The 11,396-nt window shown below is 67.2% G+C and carries 12 protein-coding genes and 1 pseudogene; 3 read left to right on the top strand and 10 right to left on the bottom strand.

The window, feature by feature from the left end; translation table 11 throughout:
- From V7Q39_RS14985 to V7Q39_RS14975, 3 genes and pseudogenes are all read right to left on the bottom strand, one after another.
- Positions 1-299 (bottom strand): annotated as a pseudogene (locus V7Q39_RS14985) (microcin ABC transporter permease); the annotation flags it as partial.
- 19 nt (positions 300-318) lie between these two features.
- Positions 319-2,223, bottom strand: a complete 1,905-nt coding sequence (locus tag V7Q39_RS14980; protein WP_333817410.1) for an extracellular solute-binding protein — start codon at positions 2,221-2,223, stop codon at positions 319-321.
- Between the two features lie 150 nt (positions 2,224-2,373).
- Entirely contained in the window at positions 2,374-2,910 is a 537-nt protein-coding gene (locus V7Q39_RS14975; RefSeq protein WP_333817409.1) for a c-type cytochrome, read from the bottom strand.
- Between the two features lie 122 nt (positions 2,911-3,032).
- Between V7Q39_RS14975 and V7Q39_RS14970 the strand changes: the two genes are divergently transcribed.
- A complete protein-coding gene (locus tag V7Q39_RS14970) occupies positions 3,033-3,872 on the top strand; it encodes a prephenate dehydratase (RefSeq protein WP_333817408.1) in 840 nt (279 codons plus the stop codon).
- 1 nt (position 3,873) lies between these two features.
- Here V7Q39_RS14970 and V7Q39_RS14965 read toward each other — a convergent pair whose 3' ends face one another.
- Both V7Q39_RS14965 and nudC read right to left on the bottom strand, forming a co-directional pair.
- Complete coding sequence (locus V7Q39_RS14965) at positions 3,874-4,350, bottom strand: SRPBCC family protein (RefSeq protein WP_333817407.1); 477 nt, start codon at positions 4,348-4,350, stop codon at positions 3,874-3,876.
- Positions 4,351-4,407: 57 nt separating this feature from the next.
- Positions 4,408-5,355: an NAD(+) diphosphatase gene (gene nudC, locus V7Q39_RS14960; RefSeq protein WP_333817406.1), complete on the bottom strand. Its 948-nt coding sequence runs from the start codon at positions 5,353-5,355 to the stop codon at positions 4,408-4,410.
- Positions 5,356-5,659: 304 nt separating this feature from the next.
- Between nudC and V7Q39_RS14955 the strand changes: the two genes are divergently transcribed.
- Positions 5,660-7,525 carry a bifunctional 2',3'-cyclic-nucleotide 2'-phosphodiesterase/3'-nucleotidase gene (locus V7Q39_RS14955; protein WP_333817405.1) on the top strand — a complete coding sequence of 622 codons (1,866 nt, stop codon included), beginning with the start codon at positions 5,660-5,662 and terminating at the stop codon, positions 7,523-7,525.
- Positions 7,526-7,553: 28 nt separating this feature from the next.
- Positions 7,554-8,180 (top strand): HAD family hydrolase, encoded by a 627-nt coding sequence (locus V7Q39_RS14950; RefSeq protein WP_333817404.1) that lies wholly within the window; start codon positions 7,554-7,556, stop codon positions 8,178-8,180.
- A 28-nt stretch (positions 8,181-8,208) separates the two neighbouring features.
- Here the strand turns inward: V7Q39_RS14950 and V7Q39_RS14945 are convergent, their stop codons facing one another.
- The 5 genes from V7Q39_RS14945 to V7Q39_RS14925 all read right to left on the bottom strand — a co-directional run.
- On the bottom strand, positions 8,209-8,574 hold the full coding sequence (locus V7Q39_RS14945) for a 4a-hydroxytetrahydrobiopterin dehydratase (RefSeq protein WP_333817403.1): 366 nt from the start codon (positions 8,572-8,574) through the stop codon (positions 8,209-8,211).
- On the bottom strand, positions 8,571-9,182 hold the full coding sequence (locus tag V7Q39_RS14940; RefSeq protein ID WP_333817402.1) for a glutathione S-transferase family protein: 612 nt from the start codon (positions 9,180-9,182) through the stop codon (positions 8,571-8,573). Before V7Q39_RS14940 ends, V7Q39_RS14945 begins: the two co-directional genes overlap by 4 nt.
- A 72-nt stretch (positions 9,183-9,254) precedes the next feature.
- Positions 9,255-10,412 (bottom strand): GNAT family N-acetyltransferase, encoded by a 1,158-nt coding sequence (locus V7Q39_RS14935; protein ID WP_333817401.1) that lies wholly within the window; start codon positions 10,410-10,412, stop codon positions 9,255-9,257.
- 46 nt (positions 10,413-10,458) lie between these two features.
- Complete coding sequence (locus V7Q39_RS14930; RefSeq protein ID WP_333817400.1) at positions 10,459-11,232, bottom strand: glycerophosphodiester phosphodiesterase family protein; 774 nt, start codon at positions 11,230-11,232, stop codon at positions 10,459-10,461.
- The coding region (locus V7Q39_RS14925) for a RidA family protein (protein WP_333817411.1) at positions 11,229-11,396 on the bottom strand (168 nt) is incomplete at its 5' end. The genes V7Q39_RS14930 and V7Q39_RS14925, both read right to left, overlap by 4 nt.

Below are 11,396 nucleotides of genomic sequence, written 5' to 3'. Positions count from 1 at the left end.
GGCTCGCCGGTGAAGCCCTCGTCGCAGACGATGCGGGAAAAGCCGAACTGCACCTCGAGCTTGGCCAGAAACTCGGGCGGCAGGCCGCGCGCCCCGACATAGCCCGAATCCTGCTCTTGCACCCCGGAATTCTGGGTGCCCGAGAGATTCTGGATCGAATCCCCCTCGCCCTCGAACCGGGCCTTGATCTGCTCGATCGGGCCACCGGGGACGAACTGGGTCAGCGCGAAGTTGATCACCATCACGCCGAACAGCGTGGGGATCACCAGCAACAACCGGCGGAGAATATAGGCGCCCAAGGTCCCTGCCCGTTCCTGGTTACTTCAACACGCCCTTGGCTTTCAACGCGTCGGCTTTTTCGGCGTTGTACCACCAGATCGACAGTTCGCCCAGCCCATATGGGGGCAAGGTCGCGGGGTGCTCGTACATGTTGTAGTAGGCGACCCAGTTGTCCTTCTTGTAGTAGCGCGGCACGATCACGAATTCCGACCGTAGCACCCGGTCCAGCGCCTTGATCACGCTGGTCAGCTCGGCCCGGCTTGTCGCGGCCTCGACCATGTCCAGAAGCTTGTCCACCGCCGGGTTGGCGTAGCCCATGCGGTTGCGGCTGGAATTGTCCTTGGCGACCGAAGCCCAGGCCTGTTTCAGCACGCCGCCCGGCTCCAGCCCGCCGTTGACCACCGTGGTCGGCAAGGCGTCAAAGTCGAAGACCGGCGGGCTGGCGCGTTGTTGCAGCTGCGGGTCGTCGATGATGTCGAAACTGGCGTCGATCCCCAGCGCGCGCAGGTTCTCGACATAGGCGTTCATCACCGGCAAGAGGTCGGTGCGAACATGGACCATCTCCATCCGCAGCTTCTCGCCCTTGGCGTTGCGGCGGATGCCGTCGTCGCCCACTGCCCACCCAGCCTCGTCCAGCAGGGCCGAGGCCTTGCGCAGGTTCTTGCGGTCGAGGTTGTTGCCATCCGAGGAGACCGAGGCCATCGGCACCTCGTCGGTCAGGATGCTGGCGGGGAGCAGGCCTTCATCGACCAGCGGCTTCAGGATCGCAACTTCCTCGGGCGTTGCCACCCCGGTCGCGGCCATGTCGGAGTTTTCCCAGATCGAGTTGATCCGCGACAGGAGCCCGTAGAACAGCGCCTTGTTCGACCATTCGAAGTTGAAGACCAGACCCAGCGCCTCACGCACGCGCGGGTCCTGGAACTGGGCCCGGCGCAGGTTGAAGATGATCGACTGACCGCCGGCGATATCGCCCGAAGGGATCACCTCCTTGATCACATCCCCGGCCTTGATCGACGGAAAGTCGTAGTTGGTGGCCCAGCGCTTCGGGTCGGCCTCGGTGCGGAAGGTGTAGACGCCCGCCTTGAACGCCTCCATCGCGGCATTGTCGTCGCCGAAATATTCGATGCGGATACGGTCGAAGTTGTACTGGCCGACGTTCAGCGGATGGGTCGCGCCCCAGTAGTCCGGATTGCGCTTGTAGATCACCTGCTGGCCGGGCTTGACGCTGTCCAGCACATAGGGGCCGGTGCCGAGGAAGGGTTGCAGGCTGGACTTTTCGAGGTCGCGCTTGTTCTCCTCGTAATCCTTGCGCGAGAAGATCGGCCCGCTGCCGGCCTGGGCGGGCATGTCGCGGAACGAGGTGCCGGGGGTGAAGGTGAACTTGATGCGGTAAGGGTCCAGCACCTCGGCCGACTGGAACTTGCCGTTCGCCACGCTGCGGTATTCCGGGATGCCCTTGTCGCGGAACAGTTCGTAGCTGAAGAGCACGTCATCGGCGGTGAACGGGCTGCCGTCCGAGAATTTCACGTCCTTGCGCAGGTTGAAGATCACCCAGGAACGGTCCTCGGGGTATTCCATCGTCTCGCACAAAAGGCAGTAGGCGGCGCTGACGTCGTCCAGCGTGCCGGTCAGGATGGATTCGTAAAAGATGGAAGAAAGCGCGGCGGAGTTGCCGGCGATGGCATAGGGGTTGAAGCTGTCGAAGCTGCCCGGCGCCCATTCGCTGATCTCGCCGCCCTTGGGCGCGTCGGGGTTCACATAGGGCAGGTGCGTGAAGTCGGCGGGAAGCGCGAGGTCGCCGAAGGTGGAAATGCCGTAGGACTTGATCACGGTTTCCGCCCGGGCGGGCAGGGCCAGTGCGGCAAGGGCCAGGACCAGCGCCCCGGTGGCGGCCAGGGGGGCGGGGTTGACCCGCGCTGCTGCCACACACTTCTCTGTCCGCATCCGCCGGCCTCCGCTTCGGTTCCGCTTCTGACCATTCATGCTAATTCAGCCGTTGTCGAGCCAACAAGCCGCGATTGCGGCGCGCTTTTGCGTGAGCATGACAAAGCCGCCCGGGAAGGGGCGGCTTCGCGTCAGGTCGCTGCGACAAGATCAGGGTTTCGAGGCCAGGAAGGCGATGACGTTCGCGCGGTCTTCCGGCTTCGGCAGGCCCGCGAAGGCCATCTTGGTGCCGGGGATCACTTTCTTGGGGTTTTCCAGGAAAGCGAAGATCGCTTCCGGGGTCCAGGGTTCGCCCGACTTGGCGGCCATGGCTTCGGAATAGGCGAAACCGTCGACCGAGGCATGGTTGCGCCCGACGACCCCGTTCAGGTGCGGACCCACGCCATTCGACCCGTCGAGCTTGTGGCAGGACCCGCATTTCTTGAACACCGCCTCGCCCGCCGCCGCGTCGCCTGCCGCCAGAAGCGCCGCCACGTCCACCGTCGCGCCGCCGTCGCCATCGGCCGGAGCAGCCGCCTCGCCGGTGTCGATGGTATAGGCCTGCGTCAACTCGCCTTCCGCATGTTCGCCATGACCCGCGGCTCCGACCGTGTAGAGCGCGTTGCCCGCCCAGCCCACCAGCATCAGCACCAGAAGCGAACCGCACACCGCGCCCACCGTCTTGGTCATCGTCATCGTGTCGAACATGGTTCACCTATCTGGGGTCTGCGTTCCGGGCGGTATCTATCCGCTTCCACCCGATGGTTTCAAGGTGTAGACGCGCGGCGAAACGCCCAAGGGGCAGGTTTTCGACATGGGGGATGGGCGGAATGGCGGGACGCATCGCTTTTCAGGGAGAGCCGGGAGCCTATTCGCACCAGGCCTGCCAGCAGTCGCGCCCGGATTTCGAGGTGGTCCCCAGCACGACTTTCGAGGAAGTGGTCGACAAGGTCGCGCGGGGCGAGGTCGATCTGGGGATGCTGGCGGTGGAGAATTCCACCTATGGCCGGGTGGCGGACGTGCATTCGCTGCTGCCGCGGGCGGGGCTGCATATCGTCGACGAGGCCTTCGTCCGGGTGCATGTGAACCTCTTGGGCGTGAAGGGTGCGCGGGTCGAGGATGTGCGCGAGGCGCATGGCCATGTGGTGATCCTGCCGCAATGCGCGCTGTTCCTGAAGAAGCATGACATCCGGGGCAAGGTCTCCAGCGACAACGCCCGCGCAGCGCGCGAGGTGGCCGAGGCCGGGGACAAGACCAAGGCGGCGCTGGCCAGCGAACTGGCGGCCGAGATCTACGGGCTGGAGGTGCTTGCCCGGCATATCGAGGATCAGGCCAACAACACCACCCGCTTCCTGGTGATGGCGCGCGACCCCGACCATTCGCGCCGCGGCGTGGGGAAGATGATCACCACCTTCACCTTCCGGGTCCGCAACATTCCCGCCGCGCTTTACAAGGCGCTGGGGGGGTTCGCGACCAACGGCATCAACATGACCAAGCTGGAAAGCTACATGGTCGGCGGCACCTTCACCGCGACGGAGTTCTACGCCGACATCGAGGGCCATCCCGAGGATGCGAACGTCGCGCTGGCGCTGGAGGAATTGGGCTACTTCACCTCGGAAGTGCGCATCCTGGGGGTTTATCCGGCCGACCGCGAGCGGGGCCAGGCCTGATCTAGGCCTGCACCTGGCTGCGTTCGTAGCGGTCCTTGATCCGCGCGCCCAGCGCCCCGAGCCCCTTTTCGAACCGCGCCTGCACCCGGCCCTTGGCCAGCCGCAGCGTGTTGATGAAAAGCCGCGCCGCCAGCGTCTTCGGCTTCACCTCGAGATCGACGCGCACCCGGCTGCGGCGGGGCGACAGCACCATGACCTCTATCCGCGTCGTGCCGTCGATCGAGGGGCTGTCGATCAGAAGAGCCAGGCGCTGTTCCGGGCTCATCTCCTCGATGCGGACCAGGGCCTTGCGCGCCTTGCCGCGGAAATGGCCGCGAACGCGCCATTCGGCCCCGACGCCGTTGTCCGGCGTGCCGGGCGGGCGTTCCACCTCGACCCCATTGCGGATCGCCTCGCGTTCCCAGGACGCATGGTCGATCAGCGTGGCGAAGACGAAAGCCGCCGGAACCTCGAGATCGGTCTTTGCCGTCAGCTTCATCGGTTCCTCGCAGGTTGATCGTCCGGCTTGCGCCCTCGGGATAGCAGGAAGATCAGGTCAATCAAGCCGGTCCGCAAGCCAGTTGCGCAGAATGAAATGGGCGATCGCCCCCTGTCGGCTGGGCCGGATCACCGGATGCTGTCCGGCAAAGGCCTGCACCATCTCTTCGCGCGTGACCCAGAGCGCGTGCTCGATCTCCTCGGGATCGATGTGGATCTCCTGGCTCGTCGCCTCGGTCCGGGCACCGATCATCAGCGAGGCGGGGAAGGGCCAGGGCTGGCTGGCAAGATAGGACACCGCGCCGCAGGTCACGCCCGTCTCCTCCAGCACCTCGCGGCGCACGGCGGCCTCAAGCGTCTCGCCCGGCTCGACGAAGCCCGCCAGCAGCGAGAACATTCCTTCGGGCCAGCCGGGGCTGCGACCCAGGAGCAGGGAATTGCCGTAGGTGACCAGCATGATCACCACCGGGTCGGTGCGCGGGAAATGCTGCGCGGCGCAGGCGGGGCAGGTCCGCTGCCAGCCGCCTTGCGCCATCTCGGACCTCGCGCCGCAGGTGGAACAGAATCCGTGGCTGCGGTGCCATTGCAGAAGCGCCTTGGCGGTGGCGACCAGTTCCGCCTCGCGCGGGGTCAGAAGGGTCATGACGCCGCGCAATTCGGTGAACCCGCCCTCTGTCACCGCCGGATGCTGCTGCACCGAGGCATCGAAGAACCCCGCCTCGATACCCTCGGCCCCCGCTTCGGGCGACCAGTCCGACAGGTCGGCGGCAAAACGCGCGACGCCATCGTCCATCCCCAGGAAGACCGGCGGCCCGGCCAGCGCCAGCACCGGATGCCCGGCGGGCACCCAGACCGGATGGTCCCCCGCCATCAGCGGCTTGCCGCGCCAGACCGGCAGCACCTGCCCTTCCTGCAAGGCGGCGTCCAGGCCCGCGACATCGCGCCGCAGGCCGGCCCGACGATCCAGCCCGGAGCCGCCGAAGGTCACTGTTTCTGCAATCTGCATTTCCGTTCAGCTTTCGCCCGATTGAGGGGTGGGTTTCCTGAAGTCAGACAGCTTTCCACCACCATCCATTTTACGGCCGCCGCCACCGCACAACCTCCGCGCGAATAACGACAATTCGCCACAACATTGACACAACCCACACGTTAAACCGCTCGCGTAATGAGTGTGTGTCTGTGTCAAGGTTAATGGCCGTTCCAGAATTGGTCTAGTCACTGGAAGTTCTATGTATCAGGTCCCCGTTGTATCGGTCAGCCGGAAGGAGTCTACGGACGCCCAGGTCACTTCTGCTTCCAACGCGGTCCGCATGGTTTCCAATCCCTGTACGCTTGCCTCGCTGCGGCTGATCGCGACCAGCGACCTTCATGCCAGCCTGATGCCCTATGATTATTGCGCGAACCGGCCCAATTCCAGCCTGGGCCTGGGTGCAATTTCGCAGCAGATCGCCGATGCAAGGGGCGAGGTCCAGAATTGCCTTCTCTTCGACAATGGCGATTTCCTGCAAGGCAGTCCGCTGGCCGATTTCGCCGCCACGTCGCGGCGGCGGCGGGCGCATCCGGTGATCACGGCATTCAATACGCTGGGCTATGACGCGGCAACGCTGGGAAACCACGAATTCGACTACGGATTGCGCTTTCTGTCCGAGGTGTTGGCCAATGCGCAATTCCCGGTGGTCTCGGCCAATATCGCCACCCGGCTGGGGACCAGCCCGGCGCGGGACGAGACGCTGGTGCCACCGTTCACCATCCTCCGGCGGCAGATCTTCGATGACGAGGGGCGCGCCCATGTCCTGCGGGTGGGCGTCATCGGCTTCGCCCCGCCGCAGATCGCGGAATGGGACCGCGACCAGCCGGACGGGCGGGTGCATACCCGCGACATCCTGGCCGCCGCCCGGGCCTGGCTGCCGCGGCTGCGCGCGCGGGGGGCCGATATCATCGTGGCGCTGGCGCATACCGGGATCGGCGCGATCGACCCCGAGAACGGGTCCGAGAATGCGGCGACCGCGCTGGCCGCCCTGCCCGAGATCGACGCCGTGGTCGCGGGCCACAGCCACCTTGTCTTTCCCGGCCCGGGCTTTCCCGCCTCGCCCGCCGTCGATCCGGTGCGGGGACTTCTGGCCGGCAAGCCCGCGGTGATGCCGGGGCATTCGGCGAACCATGTCGGCATCATCGACCTGCGTCTGGAACGCTGCGGCCAGGGTCCCCGGCGCTGGCGGGTGGCGGGTGCGGCGGCGCGGATCGGCCACCGCAGCGCCGACCGCCCGGCGACCACCCCGGCCCTGCAGCACGCGCTGGCGCCGGACCACCGGGCAACTCTGGCCTGGTCGCGCCGCCAGCTGGGCGAGACGGCAGTGCCGCTGCACAGCCATTTCGCCAGCGTCGCGCCCTCGGCCGCGCTGGCGCTGATCGCCGACGCCAAGGCCGACCACATCCGCCAGGCCCTGTCCGGCACCGGCCTGGCGCAGCTGCCGCTTCTGTCCTCGGCCTCGCCGTTCCGGGCCGGGGGGCGGGGCGGGGCGGAGAATTTCACCGACATCGCCACAGGTCCCTTGCGGATGCGCAACCTGTCGGACCTCTACCCCTTTCCGAACACGCTCGTCACCCTGCTTCTGACCGGCAGCGAAGTCGCCGACTGGCTGGAGCGGGCGACCTCGGTCTTTCACCGGATCGCGCCGGGATCGGTCGATGCGCCCCTGCGCGACGACACCGTGCCCTCCTTCGTCTTCGAGACCATCCCGCAGCTGAGCTATGCCATCGACCTCAGCCAGCCCGCGCGCTTCGACGGGCAGGGCCGGCTGGCCAACCCCGACGCGCAGCGCATCACCGGACTGCGCTACCAGGGTCGCCCGGTCGATGCGGAGGAACAGTTCCTGCTGGTCACCAACAGCCACCGCGCCGGACGCGCCCGCCTGCAGGACCCGGCGAACGAGCCGCAGGTGGTCTACACCGACGGCGCGCGGGTGCAGTCGATCTTCGTGGCGCATATCCAGCGCAAGGGCCGGGTGGGTGGCCCGCCGCCGCGCAACTGGCACTTCCTGCCGATGCCCGGCACCACGGTCAGCATCCCGACCGGCCAGGGCGCGGCACGGCATCTGGACGAGATCGCGCAATATCGCCCGGCCGCGCTTGGCCAGGGCGCGGATGGCTTTACCCACTACCGGCTGCATCTGTGATCGGCTATGCCTCCGCGCGGAGGCCCTGATGTACGACGCCATTCTCTTCGACCTCGACGGCACGCTGATCGACACCGAAAGCATCGCCCTTGTCACCGGCATGGCCGCCTTCGCCGCCCATGGGCATGAGGTGGACGAATCCTTCATGCACGGTCTGGTCGGCAAGGACGAACCCACCGCCGCCCGGATCATCCGCGCCGCGCTGCCCGGCGTCGACCTGCAAGCCGTCAACCTGCACTGGCGCAAGGGGTTCGACGATGGGCTGGACGCGGGCCTTCCGCTGAAGCCCGGCGCAGCGGACCTCTTGCCCGCGCTGTCGGCGCCGCTGGCCATCGTCACCTCGACGGGGCGCGTGGGCGCGCATCGCAAGCTGGGGCTGGCCGGAATCGCCCAGGCCTTCACCCATGTCGTCACGCTGGACGACGTGCGCGCCCCGAAGCCCGACCCCGAGCCCTACCTGCTGGCCGCGACCCTGTTCGGCGTCGCTCCCGCGCGCTGCCTGGTGTTCGAGGACAGCGAGACCGGCGCCGAGGCCGCCCATCGCGCCGGTTGCGTGGTGGTGCAGGTCCCCGACCTGGTCCCGAGCCAGGGTCGCTGGGCGCATCACCTGGCCCCCGACCTGCTGACCGGGGCACGGATGGCGGGGCTGCTCTAGGCCCCTTCGCGTCCCGCGTGACCGCCGGTCAGGCCTTCCGCGTGTGCAGCTCGCACAGGCAGCTGACCGGCTCGCCGTGGTTGCGCTCGATCTCGGCGTCGGGGGCCAGCTTGTCCATCGCCTTCGCCAGGTCCAGGTCCAGCTGCGTCAGCCCCTTGGCGGAATGGGTGGTCAGCGTCACGTCGACCACGTTGTAGCGGTTGGTCCAGTCCGGGTGATGGTTCGCCTTGTCGGCCAGAAGCGCCCCGCGCGACATGAAGCCCCAGGCTTCGGAGAAGCTGCGGAATTTCCAGACCTTGCGGATCGCATCCTTGCCGGGCACGGCGGCCCAGCCGGTTTCGGCCAGGGGTGGCAGTCCGGCCTTGCGGTCGGCTTCGGGCAATAGGGGTGTCATGGCTTGGCCTCCGGGATCAGGGCATTGTCCTTGGCATTCGCCGCGGCAAGCGCGGGGCGGTCCTTCAGCCGCGCCCAATAGGCGGCCAGCGTATCATCGGCTGGGATCCCGCCGAACTGCATCCCCCAGCCGACCTGGCTGCCGACATAGACATCCGCCGCGGTGAAGCGTCCGTCGGCGATATAGTCGTTCTTCTCCAGATGCCCGGTCAACGCCCGCAGCACATCCTCCAGATCGCCATAGCCCGCGCGCCGCTTCTCTTGCGGGCCGCTGGTCTTCCAGCCGAAGCCGGTGTTGACCACCGCCTGCTCCAGCGGCCCGGCGGCGAAGAACATCCAGCGGAAGAAGGCGGCCTTGTCTTCGGCCATCAGGCCCGCTTCGGGAAAGGTCAGCGCCAGATAGCTGCAGATGGCCGCAACCTCGGTCACGACCCTGCCGTCATGGACCACCGCCGGGACCTTGCCCATCGGGTTCACCGCCAAATAATCCGGCGCTTTCATCGTGGTGTAGTAGTCCAGCACCACCGTCTCGTACGGCTGGCCGGTCTCCTCCAGCATCCAGCGCGCGATCCGGCCGCGTGACATCGGGTTGGTGTAGAAGGTCAGCATGGACGACTCGCTCCCGCCTTTCATCTTTGCAGAACTATCCCACGGGGGTCCGGGGGTGTGAAACCCCCGGCGCTACGGCTCGGCACCGACGCGCCGGAAGGGGCCATAGGCGGTCAGCACCTCGATCTCTTCCCCCACCGCGCGGCGTTCGGCCTGAAGATAACGGTCAACCGCCGTGCGGAACGAGGGTTCCGCGATCCAGTGCAGCGAATGTGTCTCGACCGGCAGATACCCGCGCGCAAGCTTGTGTTCGCCCTGCGCCCCGGCCTCGACCCGGTGCAGGCCATGGGTGATCGCCCAGTCGATGGCCTGATAATAGCACAGCTCGAAATGCAGGCAGGGATGGTCCTCGATGCAGCCCCAGTAGCGCCCGTACAGCGTATCGCGTCCGATGAAGTTCAGCGCCCCGGCGACCGGGCGCGGGCCATCGAAGGCCAGGACCAGCAGGATGTCATGCCGCATGGTGTCATGGAAATGTCGGAAGGCATCGCGGGTCAGATAGGGATGGCCCCATTTCCGGCTGCCGGTGTCCTGGTAGAAGGCCCAGAACGCATCCCAGTGCGGCGGCTCGATTTCGTCCCCGGTCAGCGCGCGGATCGTCAGCCCGCTGGCCCGCGCTGTCTCGCGTTCCTTGCGGATCATCTTGCGCTTGCGGCTGGAGAGATCGGCGAGGAAGTCGTCGAAGCTGCCATAGCCCCGGTTCTGCCAGTGGAATTGCTGGGTGACGCGGTGGAGCGTCCCCTCCACCCCGGCCAGCGCCTCGGCCTCCCCCTCCGTGCAGAAGGTCGCGTGCAGCGAGGACAGCCGGTTCTGGGCGGTGATACCGATGGCCGCCTGCCAGAGCGTTTCCCGATGCTCCGCGGCGCCAAGGAACCGGCGCCCGGTCGCGGGAGTGAACGGCACCGCGATCTGCAGCTTGGGGTAATAGCGCCCCCCGGCCCGCTCCAGCGCGTCGGCCCAGCCGTGGTCGAAGATGTATTCGCCCTGGCTGTGGCCCTTCACATAAAGCGGCGTCGCGGCGAGAAGCTTGCCGTCGTCCCGCAAGACCAGGGGCCGCGCCTGCCAGCCGCTGCCCTTGCCGGTGGAGCCAGAGAGGTCCAGCGCCGAGAGGAAGCGGTGCGTGGTGAAAGGGTCGACGGCGCGGCCCCCGGCGCTTTCCGGTGCGGCGATGGCATCCCACTCGGCTTCGGGGATGTCGGCAAGGCTGTCGTGCAGGGTCAGGTCGGCCATTCGTGCCCTCGGGGTCGCAAGGAAGGTGGCGGGCCGGGGCCGGAGGTCAAGCCGGAAGCGCGGCCCGATAGCCTTCGAAGGTCACATTGTCGGCAACCCGCCGCGCCGCCGCCTCGGCCTCGGGCGAGCGGATCGTCCAGCACAACACCTTCGCGCCCTGCGCCTTCAACTCGGCCACGCGGGGTCGGGCCAGATCCGGCGCCTCATGGCTGATGAAGCTGGAACCGGTGGGGTCATAGTCCGGAATGGCCCGGAAATGGGCGCAGCGGTCCGGGGGCAGCGGGGCCCAGTCCTCGGGGTCATAGGCCGAGGTGGTGATCCCGCGCGGAATCTGCGGGGCCAGCCGGGCCATATGGGCGATCGAGGCCGGGTTGAAGGACATCACCGCGACATCGCCGGTGTAGCCCTTCAGCGCCTCCGCCGTCGCGGCCTCAAGCCTGCCATCGGTCGGACCCATGGTCAGCGACTGGTCCTTGATCTCGATGAGAAGCGGGACCTTGCCGTCTATCAGGGCCAGCACCTCGGGCAGGGTCGGGATGGTGTCGGTCGAGCCGATCAGCCGGATGCGGCCCAGTTCGGCGGCGGTGCGGGCGTTGACCGGGCCGGTCTGGTCCGTCAGACGGTCCAGTTCCTCATCATGGAAAACCATCGGCACGCCGTCCGAGGACAGTTGCAGGTCGACCTCGATCCCATAGCCGGCCTCGACCGCCGCCTTGATCGCGGTGGGCGAGTTCTCGATCCGACCTGCAGCCCGGTCATGCAGGGCGCGGTGGGTGATGGGCCAGCGGAGGAAGCTGTCGGGCAGCGCGATGCGGGTCATTTCAGGGCGAAGATCGCCTCGATTTCCACGGCCACGCCCAAGGGCAGCGAGGCGGCGGAGACGGCGGAGCGGGCGTGGCGGCCAGCGTCGCCCAATACCGCGACCAGGAAGTCGGAGGCGCCGTTGATCACCTTGGGCTGGTCGGTGAAATCGGCGGTGGAGTT

Origin of the sequence: Tabrizicola sp., from assembly GCF_036781545.1 — a bacterium.
Taxonomy (GTDB): Bacteria; Pseudomonadota; Alphaproteobacteria; order Rhodobacterales; family Rhodobacteraceae; genus Tabrizicola.
The sequence above is the reverse complement of the archived record's forward strand: the minus strand, read 5'-3'. Positions and strand labels throughout refer to the sequence as shown.